This is a genomic window from Streptomyces sp. SP18CS02, assembly GCF_036322365.1.
GTDB lineage: Bacteria > Actinomycetota > Actinomycetes > Streptomycetales > Streptomycetaceae > Streptomyces.
This window is the reverse complement of sequence record NZ_JAQYXC010000289.1, coordinates 126,146-144,775: the sequence shown is the minus strand read 5'-3', so window position 1 is coordinate 144,775 and position 18,630 is coordinate 126,146. Positions and strand designations below refer to the sequence as shown.

The following is an 18,630-nucleotide window of genomic DNA, read 5'->3' as shown; positions in this document are numbered from 1 at the left end:
TTCGCATTCAGCATGTGAATACGGGGCCGCTCATCTGACTGCTCAATCGAGCGTCGGAACCCCCCTTTGCGGCACCCTCCTCAACACGACCCACCCCCGCGAAGGGCGAAGTATGGGCAACGTCTACAGTGGCGTGGTACGCGCGAGTCTTTACCGGGCCTTCACGTCCGGCGCGGCTCGCTGGGATGTCTCTGTCAGGGGTGTACGTGACGGCCGTCGAATCCCGTCCAGCGGGTGGGGGTACCGCCCACGCCCGAAGGGTCGAGGGGGAGCTCGGGACGAGCCCGGGCAACCGGTCACTCGGGGCCCGCGTGAAGGCGTTCGTGGCGTTGACCAAGCCACGGATCATCGAGCTTCTGCTGATCACCACGGTCCCGGTGATGTTCCTCGCCGAGCAGGGCGTTCCCGACCTCTGGCTGGTGGTCAGCACCTGCCTGGGCGGATACCTCTCCGCGGGTGGCGCCAACGCGCTGAACATGTACATCGACCGTGACATCGACGCGCTGATGGACCGTACGTCCCAGCGTCCGCTGGTCACCGGGATGGTCTCGCCGCGGGAGGGGCTGGTCTTCGGCCTCATCCTCGCCGTGGTCTCCACGCTCTGGTTCGGTCTGCTGGTCAACTGGCTCTCGGCCTGGCTGTCGCTCGGCGCCCTGCTCTTCTACGTCGTCGTCTACACGATGATCCTCAAGCGCCGGACCGCCCAGAACATCGTGTGGGGCGGCATCGCGGGCTGCATGCCGGTCCTCATCGGCTGGTCCTCGGTCACCGATTCCATGTCGTGGGCCGCGGTCATCCTCTTCCTCGTCATCTTCTTCTGGACGCCGCCGCACTACTGGCCGCTGTCCATGAAGGTGAAGGAGGACTACGCCCGGGTGGGCGTGCCGATGCTCCCGGTCGTCGCCGGCAACACGGTGGTCGCACGCCAGATCGTGCTCTACAGCTGGGTGATGGTGGCGGTCTCGCTGCTGCTCCAGCCGCTCGGCTACACCGGCTGGTTCTACACGGCGGTGGCGCTGGCCACCGGTGGCTGGTGGCTGTGGGAGGCGCACGCCCTCCAGGCCCGCGCCAAGGCGGGCGAGACGGGCGGCAAGCTCAAGGAGATGCGCCTGTTCCACTGGTCCATCACCTATGTGTCGCTGCTCTTCGTGGCCGTCGCGGTGGACCCCTTCCTGCGCTGACGTACCGACTTCTCCGCCGACGGGCGGGCCGCGTGGCCAACGCCACGCGGCCCGCCCGTCGCCCGTGCGTCTACCCGCGAGTAGCATCCTGCTCATGGCAGAGACCCAGCAGATCGACGAGAGCAAGAACGACGCCCGCGCACAGCGGAAGGCGGCGAAGCTCGCCAAGCAGATCCAGTCGTTCGCCAAGGAACACGGCGGCGCCGAGGGCCAGCTCGCGTACATCGGGCAGATGGGCACGCGGGTCGTGCTCGTGGGCGAGGACGGCCGCTGGGGCGACCTCGTCGCACCGACGTACGACATCGCCCACAGTGCCGCGGAGAAGGCCGGATTGACCCTGCACGAGGACTTCGACGGCGACTTCGCGGCCAAGGTGCGCACGGGACCGTACGAGTGGACCCGCATGGCGGGCATCCAGATCGGCGGCCCGTCCGACAAGTAGGCCCTCCCTCCGGGGACGGGGCGGGATCCCGGCCGGGCCCGGCCGTGGCTCAAGCGCCGGGCGGCGCCTTGGGCGCCCGGAATTCGCCCGAACGGCTGAAGCCGCGTCTCCCGCGCCGGGCGGAACGCCTCGGCCGGGGACCCGAACAAGGGGACAACGGGACAACTGAGGCAACACCTCGTACGGGGTTCACCCGTTAGGACCGGTGGAAGCACGTCACCCGCGACAACCGCGTCCACGGCAGGGAGCCCCGGCAATGATCGACGTCCCGACGCTCGTGGACCAGCACTGCCACGGGGTGCTCCGCACGGAACTCGGCCTCGGCACCTTCGAGGCGCACCTGAACAGGGCCGCGGGGCCGCCCGCCCCCGGCACCACGTTCTTCGACACCCAGACCGGTTTCGCGGTACGCCGCTGGTGCCCGCCGCTGCTCGGCCTGGAGCCGCACTGCCCGCCCGCCCGCTATCTCGCCAGGCGCCGCGAGCTCGGTGTCCTGGAGTCGGGGCGGCGCCTGCTGAGGTCCACCGGGATCTCCGCGTACCTGGTGGACACCGGACTGCCGGACGACCTGACAGGGCCGGTCGAGACCGCCGCCGCGGGCGGCGCCGACGCCCATGAGATCGTCCGTCTCGAACCCCTCGCCGAGCAGGTGGCCGACACCTCGGGCACCGTCGACGCCCTGCTGGCCAACCTCGCCGAGGCGGTGCACGGCGCGGCCGTCACCGCGGTCGGCTTCGCCTCCGCCGTCGCCGCGCGCAACGGCCCCGCTCTCGCGCCCGAACCGCCCGGTCCGGGGGAGGTGCGCGGGGCGGCCGGGCGCTGGCTGGCGGCACGGCAGGCCGGCGGGAGACTGACCGACCCCGTGCTCCTGCGGCATCTGCTGTGGATCGCCGTCGCGTCGGGCCGGCCCCTCCAGCTGCACATGGGCGCGGACGACCCGATGCGGCTCGGCCCCTTCGCGGCGGGCACCGAGGGGCTCGGTACGGATCTGGTGCTGCTGCACGGATATCCGTACCACCGTCAGGCCGCGCACCTGACGAGCGTCTTCCCGCATGTGTACGCCGATCCGGGCCCCGCCCTCGCCAGGACCGGGGCCCGCGCGGCGGCCGTGCTGGCGGAGATCCTGGAGCTCGCGCCGTTCGGGAAGCTGTTGTTCTCCACGGGCGCGCGGGGCCTGCCCGAGCTGCATGTGGTGGGGGCCCGCGTGTTCCGGGAGGCGCTCGGCCGGGTGCTGTCCGACTGGGTCCGCGACGGCGCCTGGTCCCGCGACGACGCGCAGCGCGTCGCGGGGATGATCGCGGCGGGCAACGCCCGCCGCGTCTACGGGATCTGAGGTGCGGGCCCGGATCAGGCGGTCGCGCTGAGCGCCGCCCCGGGGCGGGCCGGGACGTCCGGCTCGACCGCCGGGCGCTCCCGCAGGCTGAGCGCCAGCCGCAGCACCGCGATCCACATCAGCGAGGAGCCGAGCATGTGCAGGCCCACCAGCACCTCCGGCACCCCCGTGAAGTACTGCACATAGCCCACCGCCCCCTGGAGCAGCAGGATCAGCAGCAGGTCGCGGGCGCGCGCGCGGGTGTCGTCCGGGGCGTCCACCACCCGCAGCACGAAGAACATGGCGAGCGTCAGCGCGCACACCACCCAGGCGGAGACCGCGTGGACGTGCGCGACCGTGCTGAAGTCGAACGGCATGCGCGGCACGTCGCTGCTGTCACCGGCGTGCTTGCCGGACCCCGTCACCGTCGTACCGGCCGCCAGCAGCACCGCGGACACTCCCACCAGCGTCCAGCCGAGCTTGCGCACCGGCCCCGGGACGCGCGGCCGGGGAGCGCCGTCGCCCTCCCGCGTGCGCAGCCAGGTGATGGTGGTGATCGTGAGCAGTCCGTTCGCCAGCAGGAAGTGGGACGCCACGGTCCAGGGGTTGAGCTCCATCCACACGGTGATGCCGCCCATGACGGCATTGGCCACCACGACCCAGAACTGCACCCAGCCGAGCCGGGTCAGCCCACGCCGCCACGGCTTGGTGGACCGCGCCGCGATGATCGCCCAGCCGACCGCCGCGCTCAGCACGTAGGTCAGCATCCGGTTGCCGAACTCGATCGCGCCGTGGACGCCCTGCTCGGGCGTCGCGAAGAGACTGTCGTCCGTGCACTTCGGCCAGGTGTCGCAGCCGAGACCGGAGCCGGTCAGCCGCACGGCGCCACCGGTGACGATGATGAGGACGCTCATCACGACGGCGGAGAGCGCGGCGCGCCGGACCGTCCGGGGGGACGGCGTCCAGCGCTGGGCGATGTAAGAGAGGGGGGTCAACACGCGCACCATGGTAGGCGCCCGCTTGTGCATGGATTCACGAGGGGTCCCCACTCGGGACGAACCGCAAGGAAACGCCCCGGAATCCGCCGCTCACTCCCAGCGGAAGAACTTCGCCGCCGCGCCGAGCCCCAGCACCGCCCACACCCCGAGGACGCCCAGTTCGGCCCACGGCAGCCCCGCGCCGTGCCGGAGCACGTCCCGCAGCCCGTCCGAGAGGGCGGAGATGGGCAGCAGCTCCAGCACCGAGCGGGCCGCCGCCGGGAACTTCTCCAGCGGCACGATCACCCCGCCGCCCACCAGGAGCAGCAGGAAGACGAGGTTCGCCGCGGCCAGCGTCGCCTCCGCCTTCAGGGTCCCGGCCATCAGCAGGCCGAGCCCGGAGAAGGCCGCCGTCCCCAGGACCAGCAGCAGCGCCACCGCTGCCGGGTTCCCGTGCGGGGACCAGCCGAGCGCCAGCGCGATCGCCGTCAGCAGCGCCACCTGGAGCACCTCGGTGACCAGGACGGACAACGTCTTGGCGGTCATCAGCGCCCAGCGGGGGAGGGGCGAGGCCCCGAGCCGCTTGAGCACCCCGTACCGCCGCTCGAAGCCCGTCGCGATGGCCTGGCCGGTGAAGGCCGTGGACATCACGGCGAGGGCGAGGACGCCGGGGGCCAGGAAGTCCACGGCCTTCCCGCTGCCCGTGTCGATGATGTCGACCGTCGAGAAGAGCACCAGCAGCAGCGACGGGATGACGACGGTGAGCAGCAGCTGCTCGCCGTTGCGCAGGAGCATCCTGGTCTCCAGCGCCGTCTGGGCCGCGATCATCCGCCCGACCGGTGCCGCGCCCGGCTTCGGCGTGTACGTGCCGGTGGTCATGAGCGCAGCTCCTTGCCGGTCAGCTCCAGGAAGACGTCCTCAAGGGTGTGGCGCTCGACCGAGATGCCCTCGGGCATCACGCCGTGCTGCGCGCACCAGGTGGTGACCGTGGCGAGCAGCTGGGGGTCGATGGTGCCGCTGATCCGGTACGCGCCCGGGGTGAGCTCGGCGGCGGCCGTGCCGTCGGGGAGCGCCTTCAGCAGGGAGCCGAGGTCCAGGCCCGCGCGGCCGGTGAAGCGCAGGGTGTTCTCGGCGCCGCCCCGGCACAGCTCCTCGGGGCTGCCCTGGGCGACGACCTTGCCCGCGTCGACGATCGCTATGGCGTCGGCGAGCTCCTCCGCCTCGTCCATGAAGTGGGTGGTGAGGACGACGGTGACGCCGCCGGCGCGCAGTTCGCGCACCAGCTCCCAGGTGGAGCGGCGGGCCTGGGGGTCGAGGCCCGCGGTCGGCTCGTCGAGGAAGACCAGTTCGGGGCGGCCCACGACGGCCATCGCCAGGGCGAGCCTCTGCTGCTGGCCGCCCGAGAGCCGCCGGTAGGCGGTGCGGCCGCAGGAACCGAGGCCGAGGCGCTCGATGAGGGCGTCCACGTCGAGCGGCCGGGCGTGCAGCTTCGCCATGTGGCGCAGCATCTCGTCGGCGCGGGCGCCGGAGTAGACGCCGCCGGACTGGAGCATCACGCCGATGCGGGGCCGCAGCCGGGCGGCGTCGGCCACCGGGTCCAGACCCAGCACGCTGACCGTGCCGGCGTCGGCGCGGCGGTAGCCCTCGCAGGTCTCGATCGTGGTGGTCTTGCCGGCCCCGTTGGGCCCGAGGACGGCGGTGACCGTACCCGCTCGGACGTCGAGGTCGAGGCCGTCCACCGCGGTCTTGGCTCCGTACCGCTTGACCAGGCCCCGGACCTGGACGACGGACTCGTATCGCATGCCGGAAGTCTAAGGAGGCGGCGAGGGGTCGTGTGGCTCGGGGGCCCAGGTGTGCCTGAAGGGGTCCTCGCCCTTCCGTGGTCTCCACCCGGGCCCGGCCGGGAGCGCCGGTGGCCGGAGGGGCGGCGCGGGAGGCCGCGGAGGCGGGAGACGGCCTCACAGGGCCGGCGGGCCGTGAGGTGCGGGAATGGCCGGAACCGGCACCCGAGGCGTTCTTCACACGCGCCCGTCACATGGCAGACGATCGTGGGGCGGTGTCCACGCCCGGGCCGCGTCCGCCCCTCGTTCCGGTCCCCGGCCGAAACTCCCCCACGGGAGGGTGCCGGCCGCGCCCGTCCGTCGACGGGCCGCGGCCGGCGCTCGGACGGCCGTCACCCCGGAAGGCGGTTCCCGGCCCGGGAAGCGACCGCGGGGGCCCCGCTGTCACCCGGCCGGGCGCCGGGGGCGCGCGACTCTTCCACGGGTGGGCGGAGAGCGGACAAAGGCCCGGTCACGGGGGGTGCGGACGACTCACGGACCCCGTGGACCACCCCGGGCCGTGGGGTCGAATTGATCCTACGAATGATCATTCATGCAGGTCAGGTTAGGTTTCCCTAAGTGATGCACGGCACCGCGCGAAGATCCGGTGCGGCTTGTCAGGCCCCGAGGAATTACGCAACAATGGCGTTGTGAAAAACGTCGGCGAGACTCCCGCGGCTCCTGCGGAGGAACTCGCGACCGGGCTGCGAACGGACCGTTCGACACGCAACCGGGTCGCGCGGTCCATCCTGGACCACGGCCCGTCCACCGTCGCCGAACTGGCCGGACGCCTCGAACTCACCCAGGCGGCCGTCCGGCGTCACCTGGACGCCCTGGTCGCCGACGACGTCGTCGTCCCCCGTGAACAGCGCGTCTACGGCGCCCGCACGCGCGGCCGCCCCGCCAAGGTCTTCGCCCTGACGGACTGCGGCCGGGACGCCTTCGACCAGTCGTACGACACGCTCGCCGTGGACGCCCTGCGCTGGATCGAGAAGTCCGCCGGAGGAGGGGCAGCGGGCGAGGCCGCCGTCGCCGCCTTCGCCCGGGACCGGATGGAGACCCAGGCCGAGGGCTACCGCGAGGCGGTGGAGGCCGCGGCACCCGAGGACCGCGCCGAGGCGCTCGCCAGGGCCCTGAGCGCCGACGGGTACGCTGCCACGGCGCGCAACGCGCCGGTCGGACAACAGCTGTGCCAGCACCACTGCCCGGTCGCGCACGCCGCGGAGCGTTATCCGCAGCTGTGCGAGGCTGAGACGGAGGCGTTTTCCCGTCTGCTCGGAACGCATGTGCAGCGGCTGGCGACCATCGCGCACGGCGACGGGGTCTGCACGACCTTCATCCCGCACGGCGCCCCACAGACCACCCCATCATCAGCATCCGCAAGTACGGCCGGGAGGAACCCCGCATGACCACCGAGATCAGCCACCCCGAGCTTGAGGGCCTGGGTCGGTACGAGTACGGCTGGGCCGACTCGGACGCGGCCGGCGCCGCCGCCAAGCGCGGTCTCTCCGAAGACGTCGTCCGCGACATCTCCGCGAAGAAGAACGAGCCGGAGTGGATGCTGAAGCTGCGGCTGAAGGGTCTGCGCCTCTTCGACAAGAAGCCCATGCCGAACTGGGGCTCCGACCTGTCGGGCATCGACTTCGACAACATCAAGTACTTCGTGCGGTCCACCGAGAAGCAGGCGGAGTCCTGGGAGGACCTGCCCGAGGACATCAAGAACACGTACGACAAGCTCGGCATCCCCGAGGCGGAGAAGCAGCGCCTCGTCGCCGGTGTCGCCGCGCAGTACGAGTCCGAGGTCGTCTACCACCAGATCCGTGAGGACCTGGAGGAGCAGGGCGTCATCTTCCTCGACACGGACACCGCGCTGAAGGAGCACCCGGAGCTCTTCCAGGAGTACTTCGGCACGGTCATCCCGGTCGGCGACAACAAGTTCGCGTCGCTGAACACCGCGGTGTGGTCCGGCGGCTCCTTCATCTACGTGCCGAAGGGCGTGCACGTCGAGATCCCGCTCCAGGCCTACTTCCGTATCAACACGGAGAACATGGGCCAGTTCGAGCGGACGCTGATCATCGTCGACGAGGACGCCTACGTCCACTACGTCGAGGGCTGCACCGCTCCGATCTACTCCTCGGACTCGCTGCACAGCGCCGTGGTCGAGATCATCGTCAAGAAGGGCGCCCGCTGCCGTTACACGACCATCCAGAACTGGTCGAACAACGTGTACAACCTGGTCACCAAGCGTGCCGTGGCGTACGAGGGCGCGACCATGGAGTGGGTCGACGGCAACATCGGCTCCAAGGTCACGATGAAGTACCCGGCCGTCTACCTGATGGGCGAGCACGCCAAGGGCGAGACGCTCTCCATCGCCTTCGCGGGCGAGGGCCAGCACCAGGACGCCGGCGCCAAGATGGTCCACATGGCCCCGAACACCTCCTCCAACATCGTCTCCAAGTCGGTGGCGCGAGGCGGCGGCCGCACCTCCTACCGCGGTCTCATCGAGATCGGCGAGGGTGCCCCGGGCGCCAAGTCCAACGTGCTGTGCGACGCGCTGCTCGTCGACACCATCTCCCGCTCCGACACGTACCCGTACGTGGACGTGCGCGAGGACGACGTGTCCATGGGGCACGAGGCGACCGTCTCCAAGGTCTCGGAGGACCAGCTCTTCTACCTGATGAGCCGTGGTCTGACCGAGTTCGAGGCGATGGCCATGATCGTCCGCGGCTTCGTCGAGCCCATCGCGAAGGAGCTGCCCATGGAGTACGCGCTGGAGCTCAACCGGCTGATCGAGCTGCAGATGGAGGGCTCGGTCGGCTGACGCCGCCGTCCCTCCACCGCGCCAGACCTCTTGACTGAGAAAGCGAGCACTACGACAGCCATGGCTGAGGCTCAGAACATCCCGGCGGGCTCCACCACCGCCGGTTCCATCGCGGTGGCCGCGGAGTCCACCGTCGCCACCCGCATGAGCGCCCCGCCGTCCTTCGACGTCGCGGACTTCCCCGTTCCGCACGGTCGCGAGGAGGAGTGGCGGTTCACCCCGCTGGAGCGCCTGCGCGGGCTGCACGACGGCACCGCCGTCGCGGACGGCGGCATCCGGGTGGAGGTCGCCGCTCCCGAAGGCGTCACCCAGGAGACGGTGGGCCGGGACGACGCGCGGCTCGGCCGCGCCGGCAAGCCGGTGGACCGTGTCGCCGCCCAGGCCTACAGCTCCTTCGAGAAGGCCTCGGTCATCACCGTCCCCAAGGAGACCGTGCTCACCGAGCCGGTCCGGATCGCCGTGCACGGCCAGGGCGGCGTCGCCTTCGGCCACCAGGTGGTCGAGCTCGGCGCGTTCGCCGAGGCCGTCGTGGTCATCGACCACACCGGTGACGCCGTGCTCGCCTCCAACGTCGAGTACGTCCTCGGTGACGGCGCCAAGCTCACCGTCGTCTCCATCCAGGACTGGGACGAGGACGCCGTCCACGTCGCCCAGCACAACGCGCTGATCGGCCGGGACGCGAGCTTCAAGTCCGTGGTCGTGACCTTCGGCGGCGACCTCGTGCGCCTCCACCCGCGGGTCGCGTACGCCGGCACCGGCGGTGAGGCCGAGCTGTTCGGCCTGTACTTCACCGACAAGGGCCAGCACCAGGAGCACCGTCTCCTGGTCGACCACAACACCCCGCACTGCAAGTCCAACGTGGCCTACAAGGGCGCGCTCCAGGGCGAGGGCGCGCACGCCGTGTGGATCGGTGACGTGCTCATCCAGGCCGCCGCCGAGGGCACCGACACGTACGAGATGAACCGCAACCTGGTCCTCACGGACGGCGCGCGGGTCGACTCCGTGCCGAATCTGGAGATCGAGACCGGCGAGATCGTGGGCGCCGGCCACGCCTCGGCCACCGGCCGCTTCGACGACGAGCAGCTCTTCTACCTGATGGCCCGCGGCATCCCGGAGACCGAGGCCCGTCGGCTGGTGGTGCGCGGCTTCTTCGCCGAGCTCGTCCAGCAGATCGGTCTGCCGGATGTCGAGGAGCGCCTCCTGGCCAAGATCGAGACCGAGCTGGAGGCGTCCGTCTGATGGCTTTCGTCCGAGTCTGTGGGCTGAGCGAGCTGGAGGAGGACACTCCCAAGCGGGTGGAACTCGACGGCACGCCGATCTCCCTCGTCAAGACCGACGGGGAGGTGTTCGCGATCAACGACATCTGCTCGCACGCGAACGTCTCGCTGTCGGAGGGCGAGGTGGAGGACTGCTCCATCGAGTGCTGGCTGCACGGCTCCAGCTTCGACCTGCGCACCGGCAAGCCGTCCGGTCTTCCCGCGACGCGCCCCGTCCCCGTTTACCCCGTAAAGATCGAAGGGGACGATGTGCTCGTCTCCGTCACCCAGGAGTCCTGAGTCACCCATGGCAACGCTTGAAATCCGCGACCTGCACGTTTCCGTCGAGGCCGACAACGCCACGAAGGAGATCCTCAAGGGCGTCGACCTGACCGTGAAGCAGGGCGAGACCCACGCCATCATGGGCCCCAACGGCTCCGGCAAGTCGACGCTCGCGTACTCCCTCGCCGGTCACCCCAAGTACACGATCACCAGCGGCACCGTCACCCTCGACGGCGAGGACGTCCTGGAGATGTCCGTCGACGAGCGCGCCCGCGCCGGTGTCTTCCTGGCGATGCAGTACCCGGTCGAGATCCCGGGTGTCTCCGTCTCCAACTTCCTGCGCACCTCCGCCACCGCCGTGCGCGGCGAGGCACCCAAGCTCCGCACCTGGGTGAAGGAGGTCAAGGAGGCCATGGCGCACCTGCACATGGACCCGTCCTTCGCCGAGCGCAACGTCAACGAGGGCTTCTCCGGCGGCGAGAAGAAGCGCCACGAGATCCTGCAGCTGGAGCTCCTCAAGCCGAAGATCGCGATCCTCGACGAGACCGACTCGGGTCTGGACGTCGACGCGCTGCGCATCGTCTCCGAGGGCGTCAACCGCGTCCGTGAGGGCGGCCAGGTCGGCACCCTGCTGATCACGCACTACACGCGCATCCTGCGTTACATCAAGCCGGACCAGGTCCACGTCTTCGCCGGCGGCCGGATCGTCGAGTCGGGCGGCCCCGAGCTGGCCGACAAGCTTGAGGCCGAGGGCTACGAGGCGTACACGAAGGGCGGCGTATCCGCGTGACTGTGGCCCACCAGGGGCTCCCCGGCCTCCTCGACACCGAGGCGATCCGCAAGGACTTCCCGATCCTCGATCGTGTCCTCCACGACGGCAAGAAGCTCGTCTACCTGGACAACGCGGCGACCTCCCAGACGCCGCGCCAGGTGCTGGACGTGCTGAGCGAGTACTACGAGCAGCACAACGCCAACGTGCACCGCGGTGTGCACGTGCTGGCCGAGGAGGCCACGGCGCTGTACGAAGGCGCCCGTGACAAGGTCGCGGCCTTCGTCAACGCGCCGAGCCGCGACGAGGTGATCTTCACCAAGAACGCCTCCGAGTCGCTCAACCTGGTGGCGAACATGCTGGGCTGGGCCGACGAGCCCTACCGGGTGGACCACGAGACCGAGATCGTGATCACGGAGATGGAGCACCACTCCAACATCGTGCCGTGGCAGCTGCTCTCGCAGCGCACCGGCGCGAAGCTGAAGTGGTTCGGGCTGACCGACGACGGCCGGCTCGACCTCTCCAACATCAACGAGGTCATCACGGAGAAGACGAAGATCGTCTCCTTCGTGCTCGTCTCCAACATCCTGGGCACGCTCAACCCGGTCGAGGCCATAGTCCGCCGCGCCCAGGAGGTCGGCGCGCTGGTGCTGATCGACGCGTCGCAGGCCGCCCCGCACATGCCGCTGGACGTGCAGGCCCTGCAGGCCGACTTCGTGGCCTTCACCGGCCACAAGATGTGCGGCCCGACCGGTATCGGCGTCCTGTGGGGCCGCCAGGAGCTGCTGGAGGACCTCCCGCCGTTCCTCGGTGGCGGCGAGATGATCGAGACCGTGTCGATGAGCTCGTCGACGTACGCGCCGGCTCCGCACAAGTTCGAGGCGGGTACGCCCCCGATCGCGCAGGCTGTCGGCCTCGGCGCGGCCGTGGACTACCTGTCCGCGATCGGCATGGACAAGATCGCCGCTCATGAGCACGCGATCACGGAGTACGCGGTCCGTCGCCTCCAGGAGGTTCCCGACCTGCGCATCATCGGCCCGGTGACGGCCGAGGACCGCGGTGCGGCGATCTCCTTCACGCTCGGCGACATCCACCCGCACGACGTGGGCCAGGTGCTCGACGAGCAGGGCATCGCGGTCCGGGTCGGCCACCACTGCGCGCGTCCGGTCTGCCTGCGGTACGGAATTCCCGCGACCACGCGGGCGTCGTTCTATCTGTACTCCACGCCGGCCGAGGTCGACGCTCTGGTCGAGGGCCTGGAGCACGTCCGTAACTTCTTCGGATGAGGGGCTGACGACGCGTGAAGCTGGATTCGATGTACCAGGACGTCATCCTGGACCACTACAAGCACCCGCACGGCCGGGGCTTGCGGGACGGCGACGCCGAGGTGCACCACGTCAACCCGACGTGCGGTGACGAGATCACGCTCCGTGTGAAGTACGACGGGTCGCGCATCGCGGACGTGTCGTACGAGGGGCAGGGCTGTTCCATCAGCCAGGCGTCCGCCTCCGTGCTGAACGACCTGCTCGTCGGCAAGGACCTCGCGGAGGCGCGGAAGATCCAGGACACCTTCCTGGCGCTGATGCAGTCCAAGGGCAGGATCGAGCCCGACGACGAGATGGAGGAGGTGCTGGAGGACGCGGTCGCGTTCGCCGGTGTCTCCAAGTACCCGGCCCGGGTGAAGTGCGCGCTGCTCAGCTGGATGGCGTGGAAGGACGCGACGGCCCAGGCGCTGGGCGACGCGGAGAGGAAGACGGCATGAGCGAGAACGAGACGGTGCAGATGAAGCCGGCGACCGAGGAGGAGGTCCGCGAGGCGCTGTACGACGTGGTCGACCCCGAGCTGGGCATCGACGTCGTCAACCTCGGCCTCATCTACGGCATCCACATCGACGACTCCAACGTGGCGACCCTGGACATGACGCTGACGTCGGCGGCCTGCCCGCTGACGGATGTGATCGAGGACCAGGCGAAGTCGGCCACCGACGGCATCGTCAACGAGTTGAAGATCAACTGGGTCTGGATGCCGCCGTGGGGGCCGGACAAGATCACGGACGACGGGCGTGAGCAGCTGCGCGCGCTCGGGTTCAACGTCTGAGCATCGTCCGGCGCACCGGTCGACCGGTGCGTGCGCATTCCCGTAGGGACGTGAGGCGTCTTCGGGCGCCGGGCGCGCGGATGGCACGGCGTGCGTGCCGGATTCCCGGGCGCCGAAGGGCCCCGACGGCCATGCCCGCCAGGCATACTGGCGGGCATGGCCGTTTCTCTCTGGGTGGTCCTCGCCGATCCGGAGGGCAACGAGTTCTGCGTGCTGCGGCCCAAGAAGTCGCTCACGCAGTGAACGGCGGCGGCGGAACCGCCGCGGCCTCCGCGAGCGCGGGGGCCAGGTTCTCCTTGCGCATGCGCTGGTCGACGTAGAGCAGGCTCACCACCAGCTGCGGGAAGGCGGCGGTCAGTATCTGACCGATCAGCTGGCTGACCAGCGCGAAGACCATCGTCGTGATGACGATCGTGAGCGCCGCCCCGCTGCTGTTCGCCTCCTCCATCCCCACCGAGGGGATCCAGCTCAGGAACGAGAACGGCAGCTGGATGATGTAGCTCGCGAACCAGGCCATCACATAGGCCAGCAGGGAGATGCCGAAGATCCGCCACCAGGCTCCCCGCACCAGCTGGGAGGAGCGGCTCATCGCGGCCAGGGCGCCCTGGCCCTCGAAGACGGCGGCGGCCGGCGCGAAGCTGAACTTCACCCAGAGCCATGCCGCCAGCGGGCCGGTCGCCAGCGCGCCGAGGAAGCCCAGCAGGGTCAGGCCGAGGAAGCCGTCCGACCCGTCCACCGCCATGGCGATGAACGAGACGACCATCGCGATGAGGGCCGTGGCGAGCAGCAGCAGCGGTATCAGGCTGATCAGCGACACCAGCAGCACGGACCCCAGTACGGACGGCATCCGCGACCAGGCACGGCGCCAGACCCGGCCGAAGGTCGTCGGGCGCCCCAGCACCGCGTCCTGCAGGACGGCGGGACAGCTCGCCTGGATGACCGAGTTGGCCACCAGCAGGGTCAGCATGCCGATGAGGTAGACGGCGCCGAAGGTGATCACCAGCGAGACGACCTCGTCCCGGCCGGGCGCTTCCGCGGGCCGGGCCGCGACCCGGTCGATGGTGCCGCGTACCGACATGTACGCGATGCCGACCGCCGCGCCGACCACGAGGGCCGCCGCGCCGTACACCGCGAGCGCGATCCCGAGCAGCTGCTTCCAGTGCCGGCCGATCGTCGCGAAGGAGCCGCCGAGGATGTCCCCCAGGCCGAGCGGCGCCAGCGGTATCACCCCCGGCTTCGGCGGCGGCGGAGGCGCCCATCCGCCCCAGCCGTACGCGCCCGGCGGCCCCTGCGGTGTTCCCCACCCCATGTTCTGCGTCATCGGCGCCTTTCTCCCGTTGTGGTCTGCCCCCTGACGTGGACACGTTATCCCGGGCGTTGTGGTACGCCCGTACACAGCGTTGTGTACGCTCGTACGCATGGGATACGGACTGCTGGCGGCAGCCATCGCGGCGGAGGTGGCCGGGACGACAGCCATGAAGTACAGCGAGGGCTTCACCAGGCTCTGGCCTTCGCTCATCACGGTCGTCGGCTACGTGCTGGCCTTCACGCTGCTCGCGCAGACGCTGAAGACCCTCTCCGTGGGGACCGCGTACGCGATCTGGGCCGGCGCGGGCACCGCCGCCGTCGCCGCGATCGGAATGCTCTTCCTGGGCGAGTCCACGAGCCTCGTCAAGATGGCCGGCATCGCGCTGGTGATCCTGGGCGTCGTCGTCCTCAACCTCGGCGGGGCGCACTGATGGCCGCCCGCCGGTACGACCCCGAACGGCGCGCCCGCATCATCGACGCGGCGATCAGGGTGGTGGGGCGCGCCGGGATCGCCGGACTGAGCCATCGCACCGTGGCGGCCGAGGCCGATGTGCCGCTCGGCTCCACCACGTACCACTTCGGGTCGCTGGACGAGCTGCTCACCGCCGCGCTGCGGCAGGCCGACGAGGGCTTCGCCGAGGCCCTGCGGGAGAGCCGCGCGCTCGCCGATCCGGGCGCCGACGTGGCGGACGAGCTGGCACGCCTGATGGGGCGATGGCTGAGCGGCGAGCGCGCGGGGGTGGAGCTGGAGTACGAGCTCTACCTGGCGGCCCTGCGCCGCCCGGCGCTGCGTCCCGTGGCGGCCGAGTGGACGGACGGCGTCGTGGAGGTCCTGTCGTCCCGGACCGACCCGGTGACGGCCCGCGCGCTGGTGGCGCTGATGGACGGCATCTGTCTCCAGGTGCTGCTGACGGACGTGCCGTACGACGAGGAGTACGCGCGCCGGATGCTGCGCCGGCTGCTGGGGGAGCGGCCGGAGCGGTAGCCGTACCCCCCGCCCACGTCCTGCGCCGCCGCGCCCCGCTCGCCGTCATCGGCACCGGGCTCCTCCTCGTCGGGCTGGGCCGCGCGGCGCTGATCCCGGGAGCCGGGCTGCCGGCGGCCTTCACCCGTGACGGTGTCGCCGACGGCGGGGGAGTTCCTCAGCCCGCCCACCGCGGCGGCGTGCGTGCCGGACGAGGCGCCCGCCCGCGCGGGGCCGGTTGCGGTCCCTGGACGCGGGGGAGCGTGGATCGGCGGCCAACTGCTCGCCCCGCCGCCCGGCGCCGCGCGTTCGGCGGCTGAGACCGGTTCGCCTGTGCGGGGCGCCGCCGGTTAGGTTTCCTGTCATGACTTCCGTACCTCGCACCACCGGCGCCGTCGCCGCCGGCCTTGCCACCATCGCCGGTGACGGCACCGTTCTCGACACCTGGTTCCCCGCGCCCGAGCTCGTCGCCGAGCCCGGTCCGTCCGGCACCCGGCGGCTCACCGTCGAAGAGGCCGTCAACCTCGTCGGCGAAGGCGCCGCCAGGGCGATCGGCGTCGACGCCCGCCGCGGCGTCGAGGTCGTCGCCGTACGCACGGTCATCGGCTCCCTCGACGAGAAGCCGCTGGACGCGCACGACGCCTACCTGCGTCTGCACCTGCTCAGCCACCGTCTGGTCCAGCCGCACGGCCAGAACCTGGACGGGATCTTCGGCCTGCTGGCCAACGTCGCGTGGACCAGCCTCGGCCCGGTCGCCGTCGACGACATCGAGCGGGTCCGGCTGAACGCGCGCGCCGAGGGCCTGCACCTCCAGGTCACCAGTGTCGACAAGTTCCCCCGCATGACCGACTACGTCGCCCCCAAGGGCGTACGCATCGCCGACGCCGACCGTGTGCGCCTCGGCGCCCACCTGTCCGCCGGTACCACCGTCATGCACGAGGGCTTCGTCAACTTCAACGCCGGCACCCTCGGCACCTCCATGGTCGAGGGCCGCATCTCCGCCGGTGTGGTCATCGGCGACGGCTCCGACATCGGCGGCGGCGCCTCCACCATGGGCACCCTGTCCGGCGGCGGCAACGTCATCATCTCCGTCGGCGAGCGCTGCCTGATCGGCGCCGAGGCGGGTGTCGGCATCGCGCTCGGCGACGAGTGCGTCGTGGAGGCCGGGCTGTACATCACCGCCGGTACGCGGGTGACCATGCCCGACGGCCAGATCGTCAAGGCCCGTGAGCTGTCCGGCGCGTCGAACATCCTCTTCCGCCGCAACTCGGTCACCGGCACCGTCGAGGCCCGTCCGAACAACGCGGTGTGGGGCGGCCTCAACGACGTGCTGCACAGCCACAACTGATCACGGGCGGCAGCCACGACAACCGGTCCGAGCCGCGCGATCACAACCGATTCGTGTGATGAAGCGTGACCTTTGGGCCATCCGGGTGGATATACAGGGTGTCGCACATTCTCACGATCCCGCGAGGCGAGGAACCCATATGAAGCCCAGCCGACTGCTCCTCAAGGGCGTGCTCGCACTGGCGGCCGCGCTGCCGGTCCTGCTTCCGGCCGGCGTGGCGCACGCCGACGAGGCACACCACAACTCGGACAACGGTCACCGCGTGGCACTGCTGTCGGTGGGTCAGGTCGACGACCCGATGGAGGACGTGCTGGAGCATGTCGCGGTCCTCGGCCGGAACTCCGTGATCGGAAGCTGAACCAGCTCCTCGTACGCCGCCCGCAGCCCGTCGGCCGTCTCCCGGTCGGCGGGCTGCAGCGGTTCGCGCACCGGGCCCGCGTCCAGCAGCGCCTTCGCCGTCACCGTGCCCGGCAGCCCGGACGCCATCATCAGCTCCGCCAGCGCCATGGTGCGCCCGTTGAGCAGGGCGGCCGTCGCGGTGTCCCCCGCGTCGAACGCGTCGAGCACCGCCCGCAGCGGACCGGGCGCCACGTTGGCGACCGTACTGATGAACCCCGCGCCGCCGAGCGCGTACAGCGCGAGGTTCGTCTCCTCGCATCCCGAGTAGTACGCCAGGGACGTGCGGGCCATCACCCTCGTCGAACCCATCAGGTCGTACGCGCAGTCCTTCACGGCCACGACGCGTGGATGCCCGGCCAGCCGCACCAGGGTCTCCGGTTCGATCCGGACGCCGGTGCGGCCCGGGATGTCGTAGAGCACCACGGGTAGGCCCGTCGCGTCCGCGACCCGCAGGAAGTGGGCCTCCAGGGCGGCCTGCGGCGGGCGGCTGTAGTAGGGGGAGACCACCAGCAGGCCGTCGGCGCCCGCCTCCTCGGCCCGGCGGGCCAGCTCGGCCGTGTGGCGGGTGTCCGCGCTGCCCACCCCTGCGACGATCGTCGCCGTGGCGCCGACCGCCTCGCGCACCGCCCGGACGAGCGCGGTCTTCTCGGCGTCGCTGGTGGTGGGGGACTCGCCGGTCGTGCCGTTGAGCACGAGTCCGTCGCAGCCTCCCGCCACGAGCTCGGTGGCGAGCGTCCGGGCCCGGCCCAGGTCCAGGGCCCCGGAAGGGGTGAAGGGCGTGACCATGGCGCACAGGGCGCGGCCGAAGGGGCGGGAGGTCGTGGTGAGGGTCATCTCCGCAGTGTCGGGCCCCGGACGGTGAAGGTCTACTTAGTTCTTCTCCGGTCCAAAGGTAAGTACTTCTGCACGATCATGAGACGTTCGTCGATCGTCCGAGCGGGTACCCGGGACTCCCCGTACGAGATGGGAGGCGATCCGCCATGGTCGGAGAACCGTCGGTCAGCGAGTTGGTGAAGCGGGCGTCGGAGCAGCTCTCCGACCTGGTCAAGGCAGAGATGCGTACCGCGCAGGCCGAGCTGGCGCTCAAGGGGAAACGCGCCGGCACCGGTGGCGGGCTGCTGGGGGCGGCGGCGGCCGTGGGCTATGTGGGACTCATCGGTGTCGCGGCCACCCTGGCCGCCGTGCTGGCCCTGTGGCTCGACGTATGGGCCGCGGTCCTCATCGTGACCGGCGTGTTCCTGGTGGTGGCCGGCGTGCTGGCTGTGCTGGGCCGCAAGCAGCTGAAGCGCGCGGTGCCCCCGCTGCCCGCGCGGACGATGGACAGCCTGCGCTCGGACATTGACGAGATCAAGGAGAGGGTCCACCGATGACACGACAGACGCCGGGACCGGACCAGCTCCGCCTGGAGGCGGCGCGCAAGCGGCAGGAACTGGGCGACACGATCGAGCAGCTCGTCGCCAAGACCGATGTGAAGGCGCGCGCCGCCCGGCTGGTGCACCGGAAGACCCCCGAGCCGGTACGGGACAAGGCGGTGCGGGCCGCCCGCGCGGGCCGCCGCAACGCCGGTCCGCTCGTGGTGGCCGCCGCCACGGTGCTGGTCGCCGGGCTGCTGCTGAGGCATCTGCGGAACGAGGGGAAGTGCTGGTGACCACGG

22 protein-coding genes and 1 pseudogene are annotated in these 18,630 nt (G+C 70.8%); 18 read left to right on the top strand and 5 right to left on the bottom strand.

Translation table 11 applies throughout. The features are described from left to right. The first annotated feature begins 206 nt into the window (after positions 1-206). The 3 genes from PUR26_RS21065 (at position 207) to PUR26_RS21055 (ending at position 2,956) form a co-directional block, all read left to right on the top strand. On the top strand, positions 207-1,181 hold the full coding sequence (locus tag PUR26_RS21065; protein ID WP_443077126.1) for a heme o synthase: 975 nt from the start codon (positions 207-209) through the stop codon (positions 1,179-1,181). Between the two features lie 94 nt (positions 1,182-1,275). Then, positions 1,276-1,623, top strand: coding sequence for a hypothetical protein (locus PUR26_RS21060; protein WP_329873995.1), 348 nt, complete (start codon positions 1,276-1,278; stop codon positions 1,621-1,623). 256 nt (positions 1,624-1,879) lie between these two features. Then, on the top strand, positions 1,880-2,956 hold the full coding sequence (locus PUR26_RS21055; protein WP_329873994.1) for an amidohydrolase family protein: 1,077 nt from the start codon (positions 1,880-1,882) through the stop codon (positions 2,954-2,956). Between the two features lie 14 nt (positions 2,957-2,970). Here the strand turns inward: PUR26_RS21055 and PUR26_RS21050 are convergent, their stop codons facing one another. The 3 genes from PUR26_RS21050 to PUR26_RS21040 are packed head-to-tail and all read right to left on the bottom strand — an operon-like array spanning position 2,971 to position 5,714. After that, entirely contained in the window at positions 2,971-3,963 is a 993-nt protein-coding gene (locus PUR26_RS21050) for a COX15/CtaA family protein (RefSeq protein ID WP_329873993.1), read from the bottom strand. 60 nt (positions 3,964-4,023) lie between these two features. Continuing rightward, positions 4,024-4,791, bottom strand: coding sequence for an ABC transporter permease (locus tag PUR26_RS21045; protein ID WP_329873992.1), 768 nt, complete (start codon positions 4,789-4,791; stop codon positions 4,024-4,026). After that, positions 4,788-5,714: an ABC transporter ATP-binding protein gene (locus PUR26_RS21040; protein WP_329873991.1), complete on the bottom strand. Its 927-nt coding sequence runs from the start codon at positions 5,712-5,714 to the stop codon at positions 4,788-4,790. The genes PUR26_RS21045 and PUR26_RS21040 overlap by 4 nt, the downstream gene beginning before the upstream one ends. A gap of 668 nt (positions 5,715-6,382) precedes the next feature. Between PUR26_RS21040 and PUR26_RS21035 the strand changes: the two genes are divergently transcribed. From PUR26_RS21035 to PUR26_RS20995, 9 genes and pseudogenes are all read left to right on the top strand, one after another. Then, positions 6,383-7,141 carry a helix-turn-helix transcriptional regulator gene (locus PUR26_RS21035; protein ID WP_329873990.1) on the top strand — a complete coding sequence of 253 codons (759 nt, stop codon included), beginning with the start codon at positions 6,383-6,385 and terminating at the stop codon, positions 7,139-7,141. Beyond that, positions 7,138-8,553, top strand: a complete 1,416-nt coding sequence (gene sufB / locus PUR26_RS21030; RefSeq protein WP_329873989.1) for a Fe-S cluster assembly protein SufB — start codon at positions 7,138-7,140, stop codon at positions 8,551-8,553. Before PUR26_RS21035 ends, sufB begins: the two co-directional genes overlap by 4 nt. 60 nt (positions 8,554-8,613) lie before the next feature. Beyond that, the gene (sufD, locus tag PUR26_RS21025) at positions 8,614-9,792 is read left to right on the top strand and encodes a Fe-S cluster assembly protein SufD (RefSeq protein ID WP_329873988.1); all 1,179 of its coding nucleotides are present in this window, start codon (positions 8,614-8,616) and stop codon (positions 9,790-9,792) included. Continuing rightward, positions 9,792-10,109, top strand: coding sequence for a bifunctional 3-phenylpropionate/cinnamic acid dioxygenase ferredoxin subunit (locus PUR26_RS21020; RefSeq protein WP_329873987.1), 318 nt, complete (start codon positions 9,792-9,794; stop codon positions 10,107-10,109). The genes sufD and PUR26_RS21020 overlap by 1 nt, the downstream gene beginning before the upstream one ends. Before the next feature lie 7 nt (positions 10,110-10,116). Then, positions 10,117-10,881 carry a Fe-S cluster assembly ATPase SufC gene (gene sufC, locus PUR26_RS21015; RefSeq protein WP_329873986.1) on the top strand — a complete coding sequence of 255 codons (765 nt, stop codon included), beginning with the start codon at positions 10,117-10,119 and terminating at the stop codon, positions 10,879-10,881. Between the two features lie 2 nt (positions 10,882-10,883). Continuing rightward, on the top strand, positions 10,884-12,146 hold the full coding sequence (locus tag PUR26_RS21010; protein WP_329874279.1) for a cysteine desulfurase: 1,263 nt from the start codon (positions 10,884-10,886) through the stop codon (positions 12,144-12,146). A gap of 14 nt (positions 12,147-12,160) precedes the next feature. Next, positions 12,161-12,622 carry a Fe-S cluster assembly sulfur transfer protein SufU gene (sufU, locus tag PUR26_RS21005; RefSeq protein WP_329873985.1) on the top strand — a complete coding sequence of 154 codons (462 nt, stop codon included), beginning with the start codon at positions 12,161-12,163 and terminating at the stop codon, positions 12,620-12,622. Continuing rightward, the gene (locus tag PUR26_RS21000) at positions 12,619-12,957 is read left to right on the top strand and encodes a metal-sulfur cluster assembly factor (RefSeq protein ID WP_329873984.1); all 339 of its coding nucleotides are present in this window, start codon (positions 12,619-12,621) and stop codon (positions 12,955-12,957) included. Before sufU ends, PUR26_RS21000 begins: the two co-directional genes overlap by 4 nt. Before the next feature lie 171 nt (positions 12,958-13,128). Beyond that, a pseudogene (locus PUR26_RS20995) lies at positions 13,129-13,200 on the top strand (VOC family protein); the annotation flags it as partial. On the opposite strand, the gene PUR26_RS20990 reads toward PUR26_RS20995, so the two are convergent. After that, positions 13,190-14,278, bottom strand: a complete 1,089-nt coding sequence (locus PUR26_RS20990; RefSeq protein ID WP_329873983.1) for a DUF7847 domain-containing protein — start codon at positions 14,276-14,278, stop codon at positions 13,190-13,192. The pseudogene PUR26_RS20995 and the gene PUR26_RS20990 sit on opposite strands and share 11 nt — an antisense overlap. A gap of 97 nt (positions 14,279-14,375) precedes the next feature. On the opposite strand from PUR26_RS20990, the gene PUR26_RS20985 reads away from it, so the two are divergent. From PUR26_RS20985 to PUR26_RS20970, 4 genes are all read left to right on the top strand, one after another. Further along, positions 14,376-14,696 carry a DMT family transporter gene (locus PUR26_RS20985; RefSeq protein ID WP_329873982.1) on the top strand — a complete coding sequence of 107 codons (321 nt, stop codon included), beginning with the start codon at positions 14,376-14,378 and terminating at the stop codon, positions 14,694-14,696. After that, positions 14,696-15,250, top strand: coding sequence for a TetR/AcrR family transcriptional regulator (locus PUR26_RS20980; protein WP_329873981.1), 555 nt, complete (start codon positions 14,696-14,698; stop codon positions 15,248-15,250). Before PUR26_RS20985 ends, PUR26_RS20980 begins: the two co-directional genes overlap by 1 nt. A 343-nt stretch (positions 15,251-15,593) precedes the next feature. Next, on the top strand, positions 15,594-16,577 hold the full coding sequence (dapD, locus tag PUR26_RS20975; RefSeq protein ID WP_329873980.1) for a 2,3,4,5-tetrahydropyridine-2,6-dicarboxylate N-succinyltransferase: 984 nt from the start codon (positions 15,594-15,596) through the stop codon (positions 16,575-16,577). 139 nt (positions 16,578-16,716) lie between these two features. After that, positions 16,717-16,935: a hypothetical protein gene (locus PUR26_RS20970; RefSeq protein WP_329873979.1), complete on the top strand. Its 219-nt coding sequence runs from the start codon at positions 16,717-16,719 to the stop codon at positions 16,933-16,935. Here PUR26_RS20970 and dapA read toward each other — a convergent pair. Then, complete coding sequence (dapA, locus tag PUR26_RS20965; protein ID WP_329873978.1) at positions 16,860-17,810, bottom strand: 4-hydroxy-tetrahydrodipicolinate synthase; 951 nt, start codon at positions 17,808-17,810, stop codon at positions 16,860-16,862. The two genes, PUR26_RS20970 and dapA, sit on opposite strands and share 76 nt — an antisense overlap. A gap of 146 nt (positions 17,811-17,956) precedes the next feature. On the opposite strand from dapA, the gene PUR26_RS20960 reads away from it, so the two are divergent. Together PUR26_RS20960 and PUR26_RS20955 are read left to right on the top strand one after the other, a co-directional pair. After that, positions 17,957-18,346: a phage holin family protein gene (locus PUR26_RS20960; protein WP_329873977.1), complete on the top strand. Its 390-nt coding sequence runs from the start codon at positions 17,957-17,959 to the stop codon at positions 18,344-18,346. Then, on the top strand, positions 18,343-18,624 hold the full coding sequence (locus PUR26_RS20955) for a DUF3618 domain-containing protein (RefSeq protein WP_329873976.1): 282 nt from the start codon (positions 18,343-18,345) through the stop codon (positions 18,622-18,624). Before PUR26_RS20960 ends, PUR26_RS20955 begins: the two co-directional genes overlap by 4 nt. Positions 18,625-18,630: the final 6 nt, after the last annotated feature.

Bases quoted from the DNA above. Each gene is read 5' to 3' on its own strand.
- sufC (WP_329873986.1), top strand. From the start codon at position 10,117: ATGGCAACGCTTGAAATCCGCGACCTGCACGTTTCCGTCGAGGCCGAC.
- PUR26_RS21055 (WP_329873994.1), top strand. From the start codon at position 1,880: ATGATCGACGTCCCGACGCTCGTGGACCAGCACTGCCACGGGGTGCTC.
- PUR26_RS20960 (WP_329873977.1), top strand. From the start codon at position 17,957: ATGGTCGGAGAACCGTCGGTCAGCGAGTTGGTGAAGCGGGCGTCGGAG.
- PUR26_RS20980 (WP_329873981.1), top strand. From the start codon at position 14,696: ATGGCCGCCCGCCGGTACGACCCCGAACGGCGCGCCCGCATCATCGAC.
- PUR26_RS21000 (WP_329873984.1), top strand. From the start codon at position 12,619: ATGAGCGAGAACGAGACGGTGCAGATGAAGCCGGCGACCGAGGAGGAG.
- PUR26_RS21060 (WP_329873995.1), top strand. From the start codon at position 1,276: ATGGCAGAGACCCAGCAGATCGACGAGAGCAAGAACGACGCCCGCGCA.
- PUR26_RS20985 (WP_329873982.1), top strand. From the start codon at position 14,376: ATGGGATACGGACTGCTGGCGGCAGCCATCGCGGCGGAGGTGGCCGGG.
- dapD (WP_329873980.1), top strand. From the start codon at position 15,594: ATGACTTCCGTACCTCGCACCACCGGCGCCGTCGCCGCCGGCCTTGCC.
- PUR26_RS21045 (WP_329873992.1), bottom strand. From the start codon at position 4,791: ATGACCACCGGCACGTACACGCCGAAGCCGGGCGCGGCACCGGTCGGG.
- PUR26_RS20970 (WP_329873979.1), top strand. From the start codon at position 16,717: ATGAAGCCCAGCCGACTGCTCCTCAAGGGCGTGCTCGCACTGGCGGCC.
- PUR26_RS20955 (WP_329873976.1), top strand. From the start codon at position 18,343: ATGACACGACAGACGCCGGGACCGGACCAGCTCCGCCTGGAGGCGGCG.
- PUR26_RS21040 (WP_329873991.1), bottom strand. From the start codon at position 5,714: ATGCGATACGAGTCCGTCGTCCAGGTCCGGGGCCTGGTCAAGCGGTAC.
- PUR26_RS21050 (WP_329873993.1), bottom strand. From the start codon at position 3,963: ATGCACAAGCGGGCGCCTACCATGGTGCGCGTGTTGACCCCCCTCTCT.
- PUR26_RS20990 (WP_329873983.1), bottom strand. From the start codon at position 14,278: ATGACGCAGAACATGGGGTGGGGAACACCGCAGGGGCCGCCGGGCGCG.
- PUR26_RS21020 (WP_329873987.1), top strand. From the start codon at position 9,792: ATGGCTTTCGTCCGAGTCTGTGGGCTGAGCGAGCTGGAGGAGGACACT.
- dapA (WP_329873978.1), bottom strand. From the start codon at position 17,810: ATGACCCTCACCACGACCTCCCGCCCCTTCGGCCGCGCCCTGTGCGCC.
- sufB (WP_329873989.1), top strand. From the start codon at position 7,138: ATGACCACCGAGATCAGCCACCCCGAGCTTGAGGGCCTGGGTCGGTAC.
- sufD (WP_329873988.1), top strand. From the start codon at position 8,614: ATGGCTGAGGCTCAGAACATCCCGGCGGGCTCCACCACCGCCGGTTCC.